Origin of the sequence: Sorangium sp. So ce426, assembly GCF_051475585.1 — a bacterium.
Taxonomy (GTDB): domain Bacteria; phylum Myxococcota_A; class Polyangia; order Polyangiales; family Polyangiaceae; genus Sorangium; species Sorangium cellulosum_B.
In genome coordinates, this window is the sequence record NZ_CP150341.1 from 3,471,909 (window position 1) to 3,492,171 (window position 20,263).

General features: G+C 72.3%; 16 protein-coding genes. 12 read left to right on the plus strand and 4 right to left on the minus strand.

Features of this window, described 5'->3' with window-relative positions:
* Positions 1-56: 56 nt before the first annotated feature.
* The 3 genes from WMF44_RS13245 (at position 57) to WMF44_RS13255 (ending at position 4,581) form a co-directional block, all read left to right on the plus strand.
* Positions 57-2,117, plus strand: coding sequence for a MopE-related protein (locus WMF44_RS13245; protein WP_437299485.1), 2,061 nt, complete (start codon positions 57-59; stop codon positions 2,115-2,117).
* A 151-nt stretch (positions 2,118-2,268) separates the two neighbouring features.
* Entirely contained in the window at positions 2,269-2,901 is a 633-nt protein-coding gene (locus WMF44_RS13250; RefSeq protein ID WP_437299486.1) for a hypothetical protein, read from the plus strand.
* A gap of 576 nt (positions 2,902-3,477) precedes the next feature.
* The gene (locus WMF44_RS13255) at positions 3,478-4,581 is read left to right on the plus strand and encodes a helix-turn-helix transcriptional regulator (RefSeq protein ID WP_437299487.1); all 1,104 of its coding nucleotides are present in this window, start codon (positions 3,478-3,480) and stop codon (positions 4,579-4,581) included.
* Positions 4,582-4,635: 54 nt separating this feature from the next.
* Here the strand turns inward: WMF44_RS13255 and WMF44_RS13260 are convergent, their stop codons facing one another.
* A complete protein-coding gene (locus WMF44_RS13260) occupies positions 4,636-6,021 on the minus strand; it encodes a KamA family radical SAM protein (RefSeq protein WP_437299488.1) in 1,386 nt (461 codons plus the stop codon).
* Positions 6,022-6,272: 251 nt separating this feature from the next.
* Positions 6,273-6,977, minus strand: a complete 705-nt coding sequence (locus WMF44_RS13265; protein WP_437299489.1) for a lytic transglycosylase domain-containing protein — start codon at positions 6,975-6,977, stop codon at positions 6,273-6,275.
* A gap of 219 nt (positions 6,978-7,196) precedes the next feature.
* Here WMF44_RS13265 and WMF44_RS13270 point away from each other — a divergent pair, with 219 nt between their 5' ends.
* Positions 7,197-7,682 carry a hypothetical protein gene (locus WMF44_RS13270; RefSeq protein WP_437299490.1) on the plus strand — a complete coding sequence of 162 codons (486 nt, stop codon included), beginning with the start codon at positions 7,197-7,199 and terminating at the stop codon, positions 7,680-7,682.
* 49 nt (positions 7,683-7,731) lie between these two features.
* On the opposite strand, the gene WMF44_RS13275 is transcribed toward WMF44_RS13270, so the two are convergent.
* On the minus strand, positions 7,732-8,745 hold the full coding sequence (locus WMF44_RS13275) for a CPBP family glutamic-type intramembrane protease (protein ID WP_437299491.1): 1,014 nt from the start codon (positions 8,743-8,745) through the stop codon (positions 7,732-7,734).
* A gap of 207 nt (positions 8,746-8,952) precedes the next feature.
* Between WMF44_RS13275 and WMF44_RS13280 the strand changes: the two genes are divergently transcribed.
* The 3 genes from WMF44_RS13280 (at position 8,953) to WMF44_RS13290 (ending at position 12,221) form a co-directional block, all read left to right on the plus strand.
* Positions 8,953-9,321 carry a hypothetical protein gene (locus tag WMF44_RS13280; protein WP_012235084.1) on the plus strand — a complete coding sequence of 123 codons (369 nt, stop codon included), beginning with the start codon at positions 8,953-8,955 and terminating at the stop codon, positions 9,319-9,321.
* Between the two features lie 228 nt (positions 9,322-9,549).
* A complete protein-coding gene (gene speA / locus WMF44_RS13285; protein ID WP_437299492.1) occupies positions 9,550-11,493 on the plus strand; it encodes a biosynthetic arginine decarboxylase in 1,944 nt (647 codons plus the stop codon).
* Positions 11,490-12,221, plus strand: a complete 732-nt coding sequence (locus tag WMF44_RS13290; RefSeq protein ID WP_437299493.1) for a heme exporter protein CcmB — start codon at positions 11,490-11,492, stop codon at positions 12,219-12,221. The genes speA and WMF44_RS13290 overlap by 4 nt, the downstream gene beginning before the upstream one ends.
* Before the next feature lie 40 nt (positions 12,222-12,261).
* On the opposite strand, the gene WMF44_RS13295 is transcribed toward WMF44_RS13290, so the two are convergent.
* The gene (locus WMF44_RS13295; protein ID WP_437299494.1) at positions 12,262-13,536 is read right to left on the minus strand and encodes a 2Fe-2S iron-sulfur cluster-binding protein; all 1,275 of its coding nucleotides are present in this window, start codon (positions 13,534-13,536) and stop codon (positions 12,262-12,264) included.
* A gap of 343 nt (positions 13,537-13,879) precedes the next feature.
* Between WMF44_RS13295 and WMF44_RS13300 the strand changes: the two genes are divergently transcribed.
* From WMF44_RS13300 to WMF44_RS13320, 5 genes are all read left to right on the plus strand, one after another.
* Entirely contained in the window at positions 13,880-14,497 is a 618-nt protein-coding gene (locus tag WMF44_RS13300) for a hypothetical protein (protein WP_437299495.1), read from the plus strand.
* Positions 14,481-15,143, plus strand: coding sequence for a nicotinate (nicotinamide) nucleotide adenylyltransferase (nadD, locus tag WMF44_RS13305; RefSeq protein ID WP_437299496.1), 663 nt, complete (start codon positions 14,481-14,483; stop codon positions 15,141-15,143). The genes WMF44_RS13300 and nadD overlap by 17 nt, the downstream gene beginning before the upstream one ends.
* Entirely contained in the window at positions 15,140-16,018 is an 879-nt protein-coding gene (locus WMF44_RS13310; RefSeq protein WP_437299497.1) for a DUF2520 domain-containing protein, read from the plus strand. Before nadD ends, WMF44_RS13310 begins: the two co-directional genes overlap by 4 nt.
* Positions 16,019-16,288: 270 nt before the next feature.
* A complete protein-coding gene (locus WMF44_RS13315; RefSeq protein WP_437299498.1) occupies positions 16,289-19,852 on the plus strand; it encodes a sigma 54-interacting transcriptional regulator in 3,564 nt (1,187 codons plus the stop codon).
* Between the two features lie 4 nt (positions 19,853-19,856).
* Positions 19,857-20,231, plus strand: coding sequence for a hypothetical protein (locus WMF44_RS13320; protein ID WP_437299499.1), 375 nt, complete (start codon positions 19,857-19,859; stop codon positions 20,229-20,231).
* Positions 20,232-20,263: the final 32 nt, after the last annotated feature.

A 20,263-nucleotide genomic window follows, 5' to 3' on the forward strand; every position in this document is an offset into this window, starting at 1 on the left:
TGCGGCCGGCCACCCCTCGGGGGCGTCGCGCCGAGGAGGAGGGGAGCCGCTTGCCGATGTCGACAAGAACCCGCGCCGTCCGTCGCCGCCCGCTGGCCTGGAGCGGAGGGCTCGCCGCCGTGGTCGGGCTCGCGCTGGCGTCCGGCGTGGCGCCGTCCTGCGCCGGCGCGGCAGGCCCCGACATCCCGCGAGGCGCGGGAGGCGAGGGCGCTTCCGGCTGTCCGGCCGACTGCGCCGCGGACCCGAGCGCCCCGCTGTGCGACCGGGAGACGGGCGACTGCGTGGCCTGTCTGCCTGGCCCTCTGGCGTGCCCGCCCGGTCAGTACTGCGATCCCGAGGCGAAGCGCTGCCTTTCGGGCTGTGAAGCCGAGTCCGACTGCGCAGCTCCGCTCACCTGCGATCCCGCGAAGCACGCCTGTGTTGCCTGCATCGTCGACGACGATTGTCCCCTGGGCGCGCTGTGCACCGGAGAGGGCGAGTGCGTTCAGGGCTGCTCGGCGGCGCACCCGTGTGAGAGCGGCGCGGCGTGCTGCGATGGTGTCTGTCGCGATCTCCAGACGGACGCGCTGAGCTGCGGCGCCTGCGGTCGCGCCTGTCCAGAGCTCTCGCACGCCGGGATCGCCTGCGTCTCGGGCGCGTGCGCGCTCACCGCCTGCGAGGACGGGTTCCTCGACTGCAACCGCGACCCGGCGGACGGGTGCGAGCACGACGAAGCGGAGCGCGGGCGCTGCTCGTGCGCGCCGGGCGACACGAGGGTGTGTTACGAGGGATCGCCGGGCACCGAGGGGGTCGCTCCCTGCGCCCCGGGGGTCTCCACCTGCAGGCCGAGCGGCCTCTCGTGGGGGCCATGCCTCCACCAGGTGCTGCCGGCGCTCGACGTGTGCGCCGACGGCGTCGACAACGACTGCGACGGCGCCGTCGACAACCCACCCGATCAGGACGGCGACGGGTGGACGATCTGCGACGGCGATTGCTGCGACTCCCCGTCGGACGGGTGCGGCACCCCGGCCCTGGTGAACCGCGGCGCGTTCGAGGTGGCGGGCAACGGGATCGACGACGACTGCGACGGCGCGGTAGACAACATCGCGCCTTGCGACGCCGGGCTCGCGAGCGACTCGCCGACCGCGCTCGATTACGCGAAGGCGATCGATCTCTGCGTCACAACGACGGCGAGCCCGCCGTCGCGCTCGCAGCGCACGTGGGGTGTCCTCTCCGCGAGCTTCCACCGCGCCGACGGCGCAAGCGCGCCGGCCGCGGCCCAGCGATCGATCCGCCAGGGCTTCGGCTCCGGCATCACGCCGCTCCGGGGCGCGCGGCTCGCGGTGCTCTCGACCGGCGTCGCCGCGGCCGAGGCGGCGCCGAACAACACGAGGCCGAGCTTCGCCCCGTTCCAGGGCGGCCAGGACATGGGGACGTCGAGCAGGGTGCCCGCGGACTGGCTCGAGGCGAACGGCGACAACCTCCCGAACGCGCCCGGGTGCCCTGACCCGCAGGGCGGCGCGATGGCCCACGATCCCGTGATGCTGAAGCTGCGCGTCCGCGTGCCGACGAACGCGAGCGCGTTCAGCGTCTCGACGTTCTTCCTCTCGTCCGAGTATCCGGAGTGGGTGTGCAGCCGGTTCAACGACTTCTTTCTGGCGCTCCTCGACTCGACGTTCGAGCCCTTTCCAGGCGAGGCGGCGAACCCGGCGGACGGGAACCTCGCCTTCTATGATCCGCCGCCCGCCGGGGCGCCGGTCTACCCGCTGGGAGCGAACCTCGCGTTCGGCGGCACCGGGCTCTTCACCCAGTGCGTGAACGGGCCGACCGGGTGCGCCGACGGCGCCACCCCCGGCACGACGACCACCTGCACGAGCATCACCCAGCTCCGCGGGACGGGGTTCGATGCCACGAGGCCGCCCGCCCACGTCAGCGGTGACCCTGGCTGGTGCGGATCGAGCGAGCGCGCGGGCGGCGGGACCGGATGGCTGGTCATGAACGGCAATGTCACCCCGGGTGAGATCATGGAGCTGCGCTTCGTACTTTGGGACACCGGTGATCCCTGGAACGATTCCGTGGCCCTCCTCGACAACTTCCAGTGGTCGACGTTTGCCTCGACGCCCGGCACGCGCGAGTGAAGCGCCGCGCATGGCGCCCCGACCGACGCGCGCGACCGCAGCGGACGGACGGCGACCCGATTACACTGCGCGGCGCACAGAGGACCGCGGCACGCATCCCTCGGCCTCGCGCTCGTCAGGAGCGCTTCCGATCATCACCCAAGGAGACTGCATGAGGAGAACGATCACGCCGCTCGCGCTGTTGCTCGCGAGCCTGTCTTTCGCCACGCTCGGCTGCGATAGCAAGGGGAGCGACGCGACCCCGGGGGCGGTGGCCGAGGGCAAGCCGACCGAGAGCGCCGCCCCTGCGGCGACGACGGCCGCGCCGGCGGAGACGGCGGCGGTGCCGGCCGCGGCGACCGCCGAGCCGACGGCCGCTGCGTCGGCCGCGCCGGCGGAGACGGCCGCGGCGACCGCCGTGCCGGCGGAGACGGCCGCGCCGAAGGCGACGGCCGCTGCGTCTGCCGCCGCGGCCGCGGGGCCGGCGTCGACCGGCGCCGCGCAGGCGGGCGAGAAGAAGTTCGAGTGCGGCGCGAAGGGCCAGAAGATGTGCCCGATGCAGGCCTGGATGAAGAGCACGATGGCCTCCGCGACCTCGAGCGGCGACGCCGCGAAGATCGCGACGGCGCTGCAGTACGTGGCCAGCAAGCCGCCGCCCGGCATGGGCAGCTGGGTGGCGATCACGAAGGCCGGCATCACCAAGGCGAAGGCCGGCGACGTCGACGGCGCGAAGGCGAGCTGCAAGCAGTGCCACGACCTCTACAAGGAGCAGTACAAGAAGACGATGCGCGATCGTCCCTGGTGAGCCGCCCGCCGGCGGCGCGGCGGCTCCGCTCCAGTCCGCGCCGCTCGCCGCTGCGTCCCCGCGGCTCGCCGCGGCGAAATTCCCGTAACCCAACGACATTTTCGCGAGCTCACGGCGCCGTGGCGAGCGCTGAGCGCCGCTTCCTGGCGCGCCGCGAGCGCCGCCGCCGCGCGCCCGGTCGGCGATCGCTGCTCGGTCGGCAGGGCGCGGGACAAACATCTTGGACGGGAGGGGGTGATGCGATACAGCGCTGAGCTGATGGCGCGCGCTGTTCGCACAGGCCCTGGGGGTGCCCATGCGCCTGCCACCGCGTCCACTCGCGCGCGGGGGGCCGGCAAATCGAGCGGGGCAGCGGCTTCTCCGCGCCCGCGCGTCGGCCACACCGCCGACCCGTTCTCGAGCGGCGCGACGCCGCCCTCGAAGCCGCGCGCGGGCGCGGCGCCGCGGCTCACCGGGGACGCGGCCCTCGACGTCAGGTCGAGCACGGCGGCCCCGAGCGTGCGCCCTCCAGCCGCCCCGTCCTCGCCGAGCGTGCGCCCTCCAGCGGGCCCTCCGCGGGCGGACGCGGGTGCTCCAGTGGCCGCCTCGAAGAGGCCTCCTCCGCCGGACGACGACGACGAGGACGATGACGACGCGCGGGGCGGCGCGCAGCGCGGCCGGCCGCGCGGCCCGTTCACCCAGCACCGGCGGCTCGACTCGCTGCGCAGCCTGCTGCAGAAGCACCCTTCCGGCCTGACGATCTACGATCTCGCGCGCGAGCTCAACGTCACGCCGCGCTCGCTCCGGCGCTACCTTGTCGAGGTCAAGCGCGAGCTCGATCTCGTGTCGGTCGCCACGCGCCCCGGGGGCCCTCGCCTCTGGCGGCTGTCTCCGAGCGAGGCGCCCCGGCGCGTCGAGGTGCGGCGGACGCAGGCGTACGCCCTGCTCGCCGCCCGCCGGCTGTTCGAGCCGATGCGCGGCTCGACCCTGTTCGAGGAGATCGACCTCGCCGCGCAGCGCCTCCTCGGCGTCGCGCGCAGGCCCGGGCGCGGCCCGAACGCCGGCGTCGCCGACGCGCGGCTGGAGGAGCGCTTCCTCTATCTCCCGTTCGCGCCGAAGGACTACGCCGCGCGCACCGAGGAGCTCGACGACCTGTTCCAGTCCGTCGCCGACCTGCGCCCCCTGCGGTGCCGCTACCGCCGCTCGCGGGACGGGCGCGAGGAGCGGGTGCTCATCCACCCGTACGCGCTCGTCCTCTACAAGGACGCGATCTACTGCGTGGGCCTCCACGTGGGGCGCGGCGAGGTGCGCACGTTCCTGCTCGATCGCATGCGCGACACGGAGTGCGCGGTCACCGAGCGGTTCGAGCTGCCCCCGGATTTCTCCATCGACGACTACTTCCAGGGCCAGTTCGGCATCTGGCGCGGGGGCGAGCCCCGGCGCGTCGTGATCGACTTCGACGAGCGCGTCACCGAGTTCGTGCGGACGCGCAAGGTGCATCCGTCTCAGGAGATCACGCCGCTGTCCGGCGGCGGCGTGCGGCTCACGATGCTCATCGGCGACATGACGGAGCTCGCGACGTGGGTCCTCGGCTTCGGCGAGACCGCGCGCGTCGTCGAGCCGCCCGACCTCGTGGACCGCGTGAAGCGCGAGCTCGCCGGCGCGCTCGCCCGCTACGAGGAGCCGCCGGCCGAGGCCTAGCTCCGCAGTCCAGCGATCCCGGGTGGGATCCCTGACCCTCGGAGCTGGCCCGCCTCAGCGCGAGGCCTGGAGCGCCTCGTCGATCATCTTCTGGTGCTCCGCCGGGTCCGCCCAGCGGGCGCGCCCCTCGGCCGGGAGCTGATCGATCGGATCGAAGTACGTGTACCGCTGCCCCGGCTTGACGCTCGGCGCCTCGAACACCGAGATCCCGGTCGTGCGGTCGTAGTGCTCGAACGAGTGCGCGTCGCGCTTGCCTCCGCCGCCGGGCGCGTCGACGACGAACGTCGGCGTGTTGAACCCGGCGGTCGAGCCGCGCACGTGCTTCTCGATCGCGAGCCCGGTCGCCAGCGTGGTCCGGAGGTCCTCCACGCCGCGGACGAGGTCGTGGATGTAGACGTAATAGGGGTGCACGTGCACGTGCCCCAGGCGCTTCACGAGCAGCTTCATCGTCTCGGGCGTGTCGTTCACCCCGCGCTGGAGCACGGACTGGTTCCTGACCGTGATCCCCCGCTCGAAGAGCTTGTTCATCGCGTCGCGGGTGACGCCCGTGATCTCGTTCGGGTGGTTGAAGTGCGTGTGGATCACGACCTCCTTGTGCAGCTTCCGGCCGAGCTCGACCGTGCGCGTCACCGCGTCGATCCACTCGTCGTCGGTCAGGATCTTCTGCGGCATCACGGCCGGGCCCTTCGTGGCGAGCCGGATGCGCTGGATGTTCGGCATCCTGAGGAGCGCCTCGCCGATCGCGCCGAGCTGCTCTGGCCGCAGGTTGTACGCGTCGCCGCCGGAAACGACGATGTCCTCCAGCTCGGGGCGCGACGCGATGTACGCGTACGCTCGCTTCCAGCGCTCCTCGTCGACCTTGAAGTGGGTCTTCTCGACCTCCTCCGTGTCGATGCCCACCGCGTAGCTGCGCGTACAGAAGCGGCAGTACACGGGGCACGTGTCGAGCGGCAGGAAGAGCGCCTTGTCGGCGTACCGGTGCGTCAGCCCGGGGACGGGCGCGTCCGCGCGCTCGTGCAGCGAGTCGAGCCCGAGTTTCGGGTGATCCGGCAGGAAGCGCGAGGCCAGCGGGATGAACTGCGTGCGGAGCGGATCGCCGTACGGATCGTTCCAGTCGATCAGAGAGAGCATGTACGGCGAGACCCGGACGCTCATCGGCGCGCGCGCGAAGCCCTCGGTCGCGTCCCGGATGAAGTCGTCCGACACCATCCCGCGCAGCGTGTCGAGCAGCTTGTCGGGGCGGGTGATCGACTTCTTCGCCTGCCACCGGTGGTCCATGAACTGCTCGTCGGTCACGTCGGCGTAAGCCGGGATCCTCCGGAAATCGGGCAGCTCGAGCAGGTTCGCGTGCTGGAGGGACGCCGGGTCCACCGGCGGCTTGAGGGGCGCGATGTCGTGGCTTCGCTTGCTGAGTTCGATGAGGCTCGAGGTGGTCGTCATGTCGTGGACCCTTGCTCGCGCGGAGCAAAGAGAGCGTCGAGGGATGGCCGCGTGCCTGCGCCTGCGCGTCTCGGGGCCTGCCCGGGAGAGGCTGCGGCAGCGGTTCCTGGGAGCGTAGCATCGCGGTACCCCGCCGGGGGCGATGTGCGCCGCTTGTCGCCGAGCGGCGCCTCTGGCGGGCGGGCGGGGGGTTGGCGAGCGCGCTCGCTGTTGGTGTGCGCGCGGGCACGATTGGCGGGCGCGCGAGCCGGTCAGGGTTCGATCGACGCGACCGTGGTGTCCCGGGTGGTGCGGTAGCGCGCGTAGTAGGTCCGGACGCGCGTCACGTAGGTCTGGGTCTCTTGGTACGGCGGGATGCCGCCGTGCCTCATGACCGCCCCTTCACCGGCGTTGTAGCCGGCGATGGTGAGATCGAGATCTCCGTTGAAGAGGTTGGCCAGGATGCGCAGGTACCGCGTTCCACCGAAGATGTTCTCTCGCGCGTCGAACGCGTCGCGCACCTGCATGCGGAGCGCCGTCTCCGGCATCAGCTGCATCAGCCCCTGCGCGCCGACGGGCGAGACGGCCCGTGGATCATAGTCGCTCTCGCACTTGATCACCGCGCGGACGAGCTCCTCAGGGATCTGATAGAGCGCGGCGGCCTGACGGATCCACGCGTCGTAGCGGCTGAAGCGCTCGAGCGATTTGTCGCTCGGCGCGACGGGCGTCACCCCCGCGCGCGTCGTCGAAGAGCGGCGCCCGTCGCCCTTGATGTACAGCTTGAACCGCGCGTCGCCGCTGGGGCGGTTCGCGAAGTGCACCGTTCCATCCGCGTCGGTGTACGTGAAGATGTCGGCGAGCGCGCTGCCCGGGTGCAGCGCGAGGACGGCGAGCCCGAGCGAGGCGGCGAGGGCGCGCAGGGGCACGCGAAGGGAAGGCCCGGAGGTCGACGGGGCAGGCATCTCTCGGTTCAGCATAGGTTGCGATCGTCCGCTCGCGCAAACCGCACCGTATCGGCGGAAATCGTGCCGGTGGAATCGGAGGAAGCTGAAGCTGGATTCTGGATTGGAGCGCAACGCTCCGGGCACGCGCCTTCATCCCGAGGACGCCGTCGTGAGGCGATCGGGCGCGCCGCCCCCCGTCGTGGAAGCTCGGTCTGGTGAGCACGTCCCGGGCGCTGTAGTAAGGCGGGCGCCATGGAGATCGGCTGGCGGCATGTGCTCGCGGGGGTTGCGGCCCTCTTCATCCTGTTCCTCGTCGTCAAGATGCGCCCTGCCCGGCGGCGCCGGGACGCGCTGAGCGCCGAGGTGCAGGCCGCGCGGGAGCGCGCGCGGCGCGCCGCGACCCCGCGCGAGCGGGCCGAGGCCCTGTGCGACGCCGGCGTACAGGCGATGCACGGCGGCCGCCGCGTGACAGCGGCCGTGGGGTTCTTCGTGCGCGCGATGCGCGCCGACCCGACCTCGGCTCGGGTCATCGAGCTCGCGAGCGGCGCGCTGGCCAGGCGCAAGCCCCGGCTCCTCGAGAAGATCCTCTGGCGGAGGCTCGCGGTGCTCCCCTGGGACGGCGAGCACCGCGAGGCGGTGCGCGCGGCCGCCGGCGGGCTGGAGGCGCTCTACCGGCGCGGGATCCGTGACCGAAGCCGGGCGGAGATCATGCGCAAGCTGACCCGCACGCTCGGCTGAGCCCGCGGCGCGAGGGCCGGCGGGCCGGCCGCGAAGACATCAGAAGACGTCACGTCCCCCAGAACGATCGCGGCAGCGCGCCGCGGTTCGACAGCGCGACGAGGTCCATGAGCAGCGCGATCGTGACGTGGACCAGGAAGCCCGAGTAGATGCTCTTCGTGCGCATCGCGAGCGAGCCGAGCGCGATCCCGGCGACCACGGCGCCGGCCGCCTCCAGGTACGGCTTGCCGAAGTGGATCATGCAGTAGGGGACGATCATCGCGAAGATCGCGCCGGAGCCCAGCGTGTGCCGCAGGCCGGCGAGCCAGAAGCCCCGGAAGAAGATCTCCAGCGCGAAGAACTGGGCGAAATACATCGTCTCCCAGGCGATGAGGTCGAACCAGGAGCGGGAGGACTGCTTGTAGAACGGGTAGTAGGTCCCGAAATCGGGCGCGCTCGCGACGACGAACACCGCCGGGACGACGACGGCGAGGCAGAGCAGGTAGATCCACGCGTGCTTCGCGAGCCCCCGGACGCGCAGCCCCATGTCGAGCAGGCTGTCCTTCGGGAAGCAGACCTTCCACGCGACCATGGGGATGGCGACGTAGCCGAAGACACGGGTGAACGACCACCAGACGTAGCCGTAGAGCTCGTCGTAGCGGCGGATCGAGATGGGCAGCAGCGTCCCGGCCGGCGAGAGCGACTGGGCGAGCTCGATCTCGCGCAGCCACGGCCGGATGTGCTCGTCGTAGACGGCGCGGCCGCCGTAGTACTGCTGCAGCATGAGCACGACCGCGGTGATGGTGAACAGGACCGCGGGGCGGCGGTCGTAGCCGCCGGCGGCGAGGGTGCGCCGCTGGTGCTCGTGGGCCTCGACGTCGAGCTCCCGCCAGGTGCGCCGGAAGAAGAGCCAGAGGACGGGCGCGAGCGCGATGAACGCGACGACCGGGAACAGGGCCTTGAGGACGGTGCTCCCCAGGGCCGACGAGGGCGCGGCGAGGCGGGAGCTGACGTCCGAGAGGGGCGGCTTCAGCGGCCGGAGCCGGTCGACGTGCGCCACGAGCCAGCTCCCCAGGTTGAGCATCGGCGCGCCGTGTACCACGATCCGCGGCCCAGCACAGCGGCGACGCTCGGGCGACGCGGGATCTCGACCGCCGCCGGCGCCGCCCCTCCGCAGCGCGGCCTTGCGGCGCCCCGCCCTGCTCTGCTAGATCGCGCCCCTCTTCAAAGCCGCGCGAGTCATCTCGCGCATGTCCGGCGCAGGCCTCGCCTGCCCGTGGGAGTCTCAGCAATGGCCAGCAAAAATCCGCTTGCGATCGTGAAGGAGCGCTTCGGCGACAAGGCGAAGCTCGTCGAGGCCGTGAAAGGGTTCGCGACCGAGGACCTCTGGCTCGGGCGCGTCAGCTCCGATCGGGGCGGCACGAAGGGCCTGGATCACGTCTCGAACGCCAAGCTCCTCCGCCTCCACGCGACGTTCAGCGTTGTAAAGGAGAAGTTCGGGACGCGGGCGAAGCTCATCGACGAGACGTTGACCGTCCTGAACCGGTCGAAGGACCAGGGGTACAGGAAGCGCCTCGAGGCGTACCCGGTCCCGCGCCTCTACGATCTCTACCAGTCGGCCTCGAAGCGGGCGAAGGCGGCCTCGAAGGCCCAGGCCTGAGCGCGCGCTGCTCGGAGCCCCCTCCCGCCGGTTGTGACCGGGCTGCCTGCCCTTGAAGGTCAGGCGTTCCTATCGTAATGAGCCGCGTCGCCAGCGCGCGGCCTCCCGCCGTCCTGCGTCGGACCGACGATCTGACGTCCCCCTGATGAGCCAGAAGCCCCCTCCTGGGGGCCCTCCCAGAGAAGGTGTTGGCGCCGCCGGCCGCGGCCCCCGCCAAGGAGAACGACCGTGAGCAGCGCGCACGAGACCGAGAACGACGTCTGGACGACCGAAGACGCCAAGTCGCTCTACATGATCGACCGCTGGGGTCGTGGCTACTTCGACGTGAGCCCGGACGGCAACCTCACGGTCGCGCCGCTCCAGGAGCGCGGCAGCAAGATCGCGATCCGCGACGTCGTCGACGCGGCGCTCGAGCAAGGGCTCCGCACGCCGCTGCTCATCCGCTTTCAGGATCTGCTCCATCACCGGGTGCGGGCGCTCAACGAGGCCTTCAACAGGGCGATCGCCGAGAGCAAGTTCCGCGGGACGTACCGCGGCGTGTTCCCGATCAAGGTGAACCAGCTCCGGGAGGTCGTGGAGGAGATCCTCGACGCGGGGAAGACCTACCACTACGGCGTCGAGGTCGGCTCCAAGCCCGAGGTGTTCGCCGGCCTGTCGGTCCATACCGACCCCGAGTCGCTGATCGTCTGCAACGGCTACAAGGACGACAACTTCATCCGCACGGCGCTGATCGGGCGCAAGCTCGGCAAGAAGGTGATCCTCATCGCGGAGAAGCTCTCCGAGGTGCGGATGATCACCCGCGTCGCCAAGGAGATGAACGTCGAGCCGATGATCGGGCTCCGGGTGCGGCTGCTCACCGAGGGCGCGGGCAAGTGGAAGACGTCGGGCGGAGAGAACGCGAAGTTCGGGCTCTCCACCGCCGAGATCCTCGCGGCGATCAGGATCATGGACGAGGCGGGCATGAGCTCCTCGTTCAAGCTCCTCCACTTCCATATCGGCTCGCAGGTGCCGGACATCCTGATCATCAAGCGCGCCGTGCGCGAGGCGACGCGCTACTACGCGAAGCTCCGCAAGATGGGGCAGCGCATCGAGTACATCGACGTCGGCGGCGGGCTCGCCATCGACTACGACGGCTCGCGCTCGACGTTCCACTCCTCGATGAACTACTCGGTCGAGGAGTACGCGCGCGACATCGTGCACAACATCGCCGACATCTGCGACGAGGAGCGGGTGCCTCACCCCAACATCGTCTCCGAGTCCGGGCGAGCGATCGTCGCGCACCACTCGGTGCTGGTCGTCCAGGCGTTCGGCTCGATCGAGAAGACGCCGATGTCGCCGATCGACATCCAGACCGAGGAGCACAAGCTCATCCAGAACCTCCTCTACATCAAGGACAACATCTCCGGGCCGAACCTCGGCGAGTCGTGGCACGACCTCCTCCAGATCAAGGAGGAGGCGCAGAAGATGTTCGAGCTCGGCCTCCTCAACCTCGACGTGAAGGCCCGGGTCGAGATCCTCTTCTGGGAGATCGCCGAGGGCATGCAGAAGATCGCGTCGTCGCTCGAGCCGGAGGAGGTGCCGGACGATCTCGGCGAGCTCCGCAAGCAGCTCGCCGACCAGTACATCTGCAACTTCTCGGTGTTCCAGTCGCTGCTCGATCACTGGGCGCTCGGCGCGCTCTTCCCGATCGTGCCGATCCACCGGCTGAACGAGCGCCCCGCGGCCGACAGCACGCTCGTCGACATCACCTGCGACTCCGACGGCAAGGTGAGCAAGTTCATCGATCTCAACGACGTGAAGGACACGCTCCCGCTGCACCCGATCTCGGGCGACCAGCCGTACTACGTCGGCATCTTCCTGACCGGCGCGTACCAGGACATCATGGGCGACATCCACAACCTCTTCGGCCGGGTCAACGAGGTGCACGTCTTCCTCGATGAGGACGAGGAGAGCGGGTACTACATCGAGGAGACGATCGCCGGGAACAAGATCCACGAGGTGCTGGCGCTGACCCAGTACGACAACCGCGATCTCGTGGGGAAGGTGAAGGCCCAGGTGGACGGCGCGATCAAGCAGGACCTCCTCAAGCCGACCGAGGGCATGCGGCTCCTCGCCGACTACGAGCGGGGGCTCAAGGACCAGACGTACCTGAGCCTCACCTCCGCGCCGTGATCTCGGAGAGCACGGCGCCCTCGGTCCGCGCGTCGCTCCCCCGGCGCCGGCCCGGCTGGGCGCGCCAGGCGGCGCTCGTCGCGCGGAAGGACCTCGCGATCGAGCTCGCCACAGGCGAGATCGTCACCACGAGCGGGTTCTTCGCGGTGCTCGTCGCCGTGATCGCGTCGCTCGCGTTCTACGCGGGCCAGGACGCGGCCGAGCGGGTCGCGCCCGGCGTCATCTGGGTGAGCGTGGCGTTCGCGTCGGTGCTCGCGCTGAGCCGCACGTGGCAGCGCGAGCGCGAGGACGGCGCGCTCTCGGGCCTGCTCGTGCTGCCCATCGCGAGGAGCGCGCTCTTCGCCGGCAAGGCGCTCGGGCTCTGCGCGTTCGTGATCGCGGTCGAGGTGATCATCATCCCGGTCGCGGCGCTCCTCTTCGCGGTGGATCTCGTGAAGACGGGCCCGGGGCTCGCGCTCTTCTGCCTCGCGGCGACGCCGGGCATCGCCGCGAGCGGCACCCTCTTCGGGGCCATGACCGTGCGCACCCGCGCCCGCGACCTCGTGCTCGCGAGCGTGCTCTTCCCGCTGCTCGCGCCCACGCTGCTCGCCGCGGTCGCGGGGACGCGGGAGCTCTTCGGCGGCGCGTCGATCGGCGAGCTCACCGACTACGTTGCGCTCATGGGCGTGTTCGACGTCGTGTTCCTCGCGGGCGGGCTCGGCCTCTTCGATCTGATCATCGAGGGCTGAGCCGCCGCGCGGGTCGATCTCGACGCGCGCGCCCGCAGGCTCACGCGGGCGCGCCGCGCGCCGCGAGCACGTCGTCGGCGAGGGTCGTCGCCGCCCGCGCGATGCCGGCGAGATCGAGCGGGGCGCCGGTGCACTCGCCGATCGCCCACAGGCTGTCGCCGGCCTTGCCGCGCGCGTCCACCTGCACCGCGTACCCCGCGCGCGGGTCGATCTCGACGCGCGCGCCCGCCTGCGCGGCGACCTCGAACGCGGGCGCGGCCGGCGCGTCCACCGCGACGGCCACGATCCGGACGTCGCTCGTCGGGCTGTCGGGGGCGAAGGGCGCGTCGCGCACCGTCACGCTCTTCACCTGCGAGATCCCGTTCACCGCGGCGAGCGCGGCGAGCGGGATCCGGACCGCGATGCGGTCGCCGAGGGCGCTCGCGAGCTCGTCGGCCCAGAGGCCCTCGCCCGCGAGCGCGACGGGGCCGGTCGGCTCGACGCCGCACGCGAGGAGCCGGCAGAAAGCGCGCGCCGAGAAGACCCCGGGCAGATCGTTGTTCGGGAACGCCGCGACGCCGTCGTGCGCCCCGGTGGCGAAGACCTTGGCGGGCGCCCTGATCACGGTCGCGCCCGCGTCGCCGGCGACCAGGAGCTCGCCGAGGTAAACGCCGGCGGCCACGTGACGGCGGAGCACGCGGACGCCGTCGAGCGGGTATCGCGCGAGGAGCTCCGCCGCGCGGCGCGGCGCGCCGGCCAGCGACCCGCCGGGGGCGAGCCCGTCGTCGACCAGCGCCACGCGGAGGCCGCGCGCCGAGAGCGCCGACGCGGCCAAAACGCCCGCGGGCCCGGCGCCGATCACGGCCGCGTCCACGTCGAGCCGCGCGGCGCGCTCGGGGGGGAGGGCCGCGCTCGGCAGCTGCCCGAGCCCCGCCAGCTTGCGCGCGATCGACTGCATGACCCCGGACAGGCCGGGGACGCCGGCCATCAGGTGGTGGTGGTCGATCCCCTGGGGGAAGAACCAGTCGGTCACCTGGAGCAGGTCGGCCTGCCGCGAGCCCACGACGTTCTGCACCTCGATGCGCTCTCCACCGGCCGCCGGTCGCAGGCAGGTCATCACGTTGGGCACCCCGTCGACCCGCGCGAGGCAGCCGTCGCAGCCTCCGCGCAGGCAGGTAGGCGCCCTGGGACGGTGCAGCTTCGGGCTCCGCGCGAGCGTCACGCGCCCGGAGGCGATCAGCGCCACGGCCAGGGGCTCGCCCCGCTCCGCCGGGACGTCCGCCCCGTCGAGGGTGATGGTGACTGGATGCTGGAGCGCGCGAGCTCGCCGAAACATGGGCGGACGCTAGCAGACGCGCGCCGCGCCGGCAGAGGAGGGCGCGGGAGCGAGCATGGAGGAGAGAGACGGAGAGAGGCCGGAGCAGGGAAAGACAGACGATCGCCGGCGGCAGGAGCCCGACGCGCGGAGGCGCGCAATCACGGGAGGCGCGGGAGGCGCGGGAGGCGCGGGAGGCGCGGGAGGCGCGGGAGGCGCGGGAGGCGCGGGAGGCGCGGGAATCATGGGAGGCAATCGGAGGCAACGGGCGGCAGCGGGAGGCAGCCGAGGCGCGGGTAGTGCGCGGAGCGGGCGGAGTGGAGAAGGTGCCCTCACCTTGGCGCGGTGATCTATGCTGTGTCCGATGCGCCTCGGCGTCCTCGGCCCTGCTCAGGGTGATCTGCCCGCGCTCGCTCGCGGCGCGCAGCACCTGCTCGACGAAGGCCACGCCGAGCGGGTCATCTACGTCGCCGAGGACGACGCGCTCGACAGGGTCGTCGTGGGCTGGGCGCAGCGCCTGGTCGGCGCGGACCCCACCGAAGGCGCGCTGTTCGATCGGGCCGCTCGGTGCGCCGCCGCGACCCCGGACCAGATCGACGCCTTCGTGGCGTCCGAGCGCGCTCGGCTGCGCCTCCGGGTGCTGATGAGCCTGCCGTCGGGCCGGCGCACCATCGAGATCCTGGACGGGCGCGTCGCGCTCTTCGTGTTCGACAAGGCCGCGCTCGACGAGGAGGACATCGTGGCGGCGTCGCTCCTCGTCTTCGGCAAGAGCCCGGAGCCGCTCATCAAGAAGGTCGGCTCGCGGACGTTCTTCTCTCCCGGGCCGATCGGCTCCGACGGCGGCACGGCGCTCCTCGACGACGGGCAGGGCGGCGTGCGGATCGAGGTGATGAACGCGAGCGGCGCGGTGACGGCGCGCGAGCTCGTGGGCCCGTCCGCCGCCGGCCCCAGGCTGAGGGTTCAAGGTGGCTCGCACGGTTGACGCGCCCGCCCGCGCCCCGGCCGCGCGCGCGCCCGAGGCGCGCCGCGTCGCCATCTTCGGGGGCAGCTTCAACCCGCCCCACGTCGCGCATGTCCTCGCGGCCACCTACGCGATCTCCGTCGCGCCGATCGACGAGGTGCTCGTCGTCCCTGTCTACCGCCACCCCTTCTCGAAGGAGCTCGTGCCGTTCGAGCATCGCCTGGCCATGTGCCACCTCGCGCTCGGGTGGCTCCCGGGCGTGTCGGTGTCGCCCGTCGAGCGCGATCTCGGCGGCGAGAGCCTCACGCTGCGCACGCTGGAGCACCTCGCGGCGGCGCACCCGGGCTGGGCGATGCGCCTGCTCGTGGGCGCCGACGTGCTCTCCGATCTGCCGAGGTGGCACCGCTTCGACCGCATCGAGCAGCTCGCCCCGCCGATCGTCCTCGGCCGCTCCGGCGTCGTCGCGCCCGCCGCGGAGCGCCTCGACGCGGGGCCGGCCGATGCTCGTCCTCACCTGCGCCCCGCGGACGTGGAGCTGCCTCGGATCTCGAGCAGCGACATCCGCCGCGCGCTCGCGGCGGGCGATCTCGAGGCCGTCCACCAGCGCGTGCCGCGCGCCGTGCTGGACTACGTGCTCGCGCACCGCCTTTACAGGAGCGATCCATGAGCGAGATGGACAGCACGCGCCCGTCGCCGGTGCACCCGGAGGACAACGCCCTCCTGGAGGTGTTCATCTATGGCGGCGGCAAGGTGGGCCGCGGGCTCGCGCGCGCGATCCGCGACGCGGGGCTACGGGTGACCCTCCGGCCGGCGCGGGACGGCCTGCCGTCGGAGCGCATCGAGGCGAACTTCGTGATCCTCGCCGTGCGCGATCGGGATATCGCGCCGTGCGCCGAGGCGCTGCGCGACCGCGGGCTCGTCGGCCACAGGGACGTCGCGGTGGTGCACTGCGCCGGCGCGCTCGGCCCGGAGGCGCTCGCGGGGGCGCGAGGCGGCCGCGTCTCGGTCGCGCAGATGCACCCGATGATCTCGTTCGCCTCGCCCTCGTTCGCGCCCTTCCTGGAGCGTGGCCAGCTCCACATCGACGGCGATCCGACCGCCGTGCGCGCCGCTCGCTCGCTCGGGGTGTGCCTCGGCATGACGCCGCGCACGTTCTCCGGCCTCGACCGCGTCGCCTACCACGCGGCGGCGGGCCTGGTCGCCAACGGCGCTGCCGCGCTCGCCGCCGCCGGCGTCGACCTGCTCGAGCGCGCGGGCATCGATCGGAGGACGGCGGCCGAGATGCTCGGCCCGCTGCTCCGCACGGTCGCGGACAACGTGGAGGTCCTCGGCGTGCCCGACGCGCTGACGGGGCCGGTGCGCCGCGGCGACGCGGCCGGCGTCGCGCGGCACCTCGAAGCGCTCCGTCGGCTCGCGCCGCACCTCGTACCGCTCTACGTCGCCGCCGCGGCGACGCAGCTCCCGCTGGCCCGCGTCCTGGGCGAAGCTCCCGCGGATGCGTTCGACGCCATCCAGCGGGTCCTGGACGGAACACCGCAATAAGACTGTAATTTTCTTATGGTGAGGTAGGCGCCTCATTATATTCGACGGCGGGATCCATTGATGCGCGGTCCGGCGGAGAGGTACGCTTTTGTTGCCTTGGGATCCGTTGCCGCAGCCTGCGTTTCTTCCGTCATCACGAGCGACTCCGGGGGGTTCCGGGCGCTCGATGAGCGCGTCCGTGATGCCGCGTCGCGTGGGGTGCTCCACGTCCATGGACAGCGGTCGGTCCTGGACGCCGTTTGTTCCCACCTCGCGCGCCGCGCTCGAGGTGTGGGACGCTCGCTGATCTCGGCCGCGCACGCCGCGGATCGGGATCCATGGCGCGATCTCGCGCTTCGCTGCGCTGTCACCTCTGCCGATCCGGCGGCGGTCGCGCAGGGCATCAGCGCCGCCGCGCAAGGCGCGATCCTGCTGGTCGCCGAGGGAGAGGCCACCAGCTGGGGGAGCCTGGTGCTGGAGGAGGTCACGCGCCTCATCGCGGAGGGGTCGTGCTCCGCGCTGGTCATCGTGTGCAGCGACGGCGCGATGCGGCCCTGGACGAGCGCGCTCACGATCGACGGCATCGCGTCGCCGGACGATCTGCACCGCTTCTGGGAGGCGTTCGCGGCGGACGCGGAGCGCCGGGTCGTCGCGAAGATCGAGCGGCTCGACGCGCTGGAGGGCTTTTGCTCCGCCGTGCTGGCCGCGCCGCCCGAGCAGCGCCCCGCGCGGCAGCCGCCGAGCCGCGAGGCCGCGCGCCTGCTCGACCGGCTCGCGCTGAGCCAGCGGCCCTGGCCGTCCGCGCAGCTCCGAAAGCTCGCGGCGCGGCGCGCGGAGCCCGGGCCCGGGGACGCGGCGTGCCAGGGGGTCGCCCAGGAGCTCGCCGCCCTCGGTCTGATCGAGGTCGACGATCGAGGGTGGGTCGCCGCGCGGCGCGCGATCGTCGACCCGGCCGGCGTCGATCGCGAGGATGTGCTCGCGATCGCGGAGGCGCTCGAGGAGCAGTCGTCCGACCCGTGGAGCCTCTCGCGCGCGAGCGAGCTCCTCGCCTCGCTGGGCCAGGACGATCGCGCCGAGGCCGCGGCGATGCTCGCGATCTCCTCGGTCGGCGAGCCGTCGGCGCGCGCCGATTTCTGGCAGCGCTGGGCCCGGACGATGCGGGCGCTCTCCGGCGGGAGCGCCGCGCCGGGCGAGCGGCTGCTGCGCGCGGCGACGCTCGCGCTCCGGCTCGGCGACATCGAGTTCGCCATCGACTTCTCCTCCGCGGCCCAGCGCGAGCGGGAGACGTTCGCCGCGCTGCTCGTGCGCGGCCGCGCGACGAGCGCGCGCGGCGACCTCACGACCGCCGCGATGGTGCTCTCGCGGGCGCTCTCGCTCGCGGCCACGCCCGAGGAGCGGGCGCGCGGCGCCGTGGAGATGGCGGAGCTCTGCTGCAAGACGGGCGACCTCGCGGCGGCCAAGGCGCGCGCCGAGGAGGGGCTCGCCGGCGCTGGGGAGATCGCGACGCGCCTCCAGGCGCGCAACATCCTCGGCAAGCTGCTCCTCGCGCAGCAGGCCTGGGCCGAGGCGGAGCTGCACTTCGCGGCCGACGCGTGGGAGGCGGCGTGCGCGGGCGAGCACGTGAGCGAGCTGCGCGCCCGGCTGAACCGCGCCATCGCGCTGCTCTCCAGCGGCCGCCTCGACGAGGCGCGCACGATGCTCGCCGGCGTGCTCGAGGAGGGCGAGCGGCGCGGCGAGCGCGCGGCGACCGGCTATGCGCTCACGAACCTCGCGGTCATCGCCCACCTGAAGCACGAGTACCCGGAGGCCTTGCGCCTCTTCGAGCGCGCGATCGAGATCTTCCGGAGGATCGGCGACAAGGTCGCGCTCGTGAACCTCATCACGAACCTCGCCGAGATCCGGCTGCAGCTCGGGCTCATCGAGGAGGCCGAGCAGGCGCTCGCGTTCGCGCGGAAGGCTTGCGGCCACGTCATCCCTGGCGTCCGGATCACGCACGTCGCCTACGTGGCGGCGCAGATCCACCTCGAGTGCCGCCGCACGGTGGACGCCTGGTCCGAGCTCACGGCCGCCTTCGCCTGCGGCGCCGGCTCGAAGCTCGGCGAGTGCTACGCGATCGCCGCGCGCATCGCGCTGCACGACGGCGACCTCCTGCAGGCCGGTCAGATGATCCAGCGGGCGCGCGCCGAGGCGACCTCCGACCGGCACCGCGCCGAGATCGCCCTCCTCGAGGCGATGTGCTCGCGCGCCGCCGGCGCGCCGTTCGGGCAGATCGCCGCGGAGGCGCTCGCGCTGTCGCGCCAGGCCCACAGCCACGAGTGCGCCCTGGAGGCGCACGTGCTCCTTCACCACGCGTCGTCCGCCGGGGACCGCGCGTCGCGCGCCCCCGAGGACGAGCCCACGGCGGCGCGCTCGCACCTGGAGGCGGCGATCGACCTCCGCGATCGCATCGCCGAGTCGCTCCCGCCCGAGATCGCGCGCAAGTTCCTCGCGCGCCGGAGCTTCGCCGAGCTCGCCCGGCTGGAGGCGTGCGCGCGCAGCGCGGCCGAGGCGGAGCCGAGGGGCTGCGAGCTCTGCGGCTCCAGCGCGTGCGCCGGGTGCGGAAGGGGAGCGGCTCGCGCCCCGAGGCCGGCGAGCGCGGGCCCCGCGATCAAGCGGATGGTCGGGACGACGCCGGCGCTGCTCAGCCTCATCCACCAGATCGAGAAGGTCGGCGCGAGCGACGCGACCGTGTTGATCCACGGCGAGAGCGGCACCGGGAAGGAGCTCGTCGCCGAGGCGATCCACGAGGTGAGCGCGCGGCGCGCGGGCCCGCTGATCAAGGTCAACTGCGCCGCCCTGGTCGAGACGCTGCTGCTCTCGGAGCTGTTCGGCCACGAGAAGGGGTCGTTCACCGGCGCGGCGTCGCGCCGCCGCGGGCGCTTCGAGCTCGCCGAGGGGGGGACGCTCTTCCTTGACGAGATCGGGGACATCTCGCCGCGCACGCAGGTCGCGCTGCTCCGCGTCCTGCAGGACAAGACCTTCGAGCGGGTCGGGGGTGTCACGCCGCTGCGCGCGAACGTGCGGATCCTCTGCGCGACCCACCGCGACCTGCGTGCGATGGTCGCCCGGGGCGAGTTCCGGGAAGATCTCTATTACCGGCTCCGGCAGGTCGTCCTGGAGGTCCCCGCGCTGCGCCATCGGCCGCGGGATCTGCCCGCGATCGCGGCCGCGATCCTGGAGAGGATCGGCGGCGAGCGTGGCGTGGCGCCGAAGCGCCTGTCCAGCCGGGCCATCGAGGCGCTGTCGCGGCACGCCTGGCCGGGGAACGTGCGCGAGCTCGAGAACGCCCTGCGCGCCGCGGCGATCTTCGCGGACGGCGAGGTGATCGATCTCGAGGATTTCACGACGAACGTCGAAGGGCTGCGGGAGCTCGACGCCGCGGAGCAGGTGAGCGCTCCGATGACACCGAGGGCTGGCATGCACCCTGCTTTCGAATCGTCGAAAGAATCGTCGAAAGAATCGTCGAGAGAATCGTCGAAAGAATCGTCGAGAGAATCGTCGAAAGAGCCGTCCAGAGACGCGCCCAGAGAGCCGTCCAGCGGGCCACGCGCGTCGGCGCCCGATCAGGCGACGCTGGTGGCACATTCCCCATCGACGCCCGTGGATCGCACGCCGCTGGAGCTCGCGTACGCTCATGTCCGCGGAGGGGTCAGCCTCAGCGACATGAAGCGCGAGATCGAGCGCGAGTGCGTTGCTAGGGCGCTCGACGAGAGTCGTGGGAACATCACGCGCGCCGCCGTGCTCCTGGGCATGAAACGCCCGCGGCTTTCCCAGCTTGTCAAACAGTATGGCTTTGGCGGGACTTCGGAGGATTGAAGTGATGCGAGGTTGCTGGAGGAGTTGGCTGTCGGGGGGCTTCGCGGCGCCTCTGCTGCTGGCGGGCTGCGCGATCGCGTCCCCAGAGCACGAGGAGCAGAGCGTCGAAGCGTGGAGCGATCTCGACCCGATGATCTCCGAAGAAGCGTCCGGATCGAGCGATGGCACCGACGGCGATGTCGTCGTACCCGTCACCGACTTCGTCTCGCCTGCGTCGCTCCCGCCGCGCGACGTCGCGCCGCCGTCCAGCGGTGACGGCGCGCCCACGACGATCGAGGTGCGATCGCAGGAGCGCTGCAACCCGGACCCGCTCCCGTGGAGCCCCAGCAGCGCGGACAGACGCGACGCCGCTCCCTCCGAGAGCGACGGGACGCGCTGAGCCGCGCGCCCGGGCGGCCTGAGCGCGCCCGC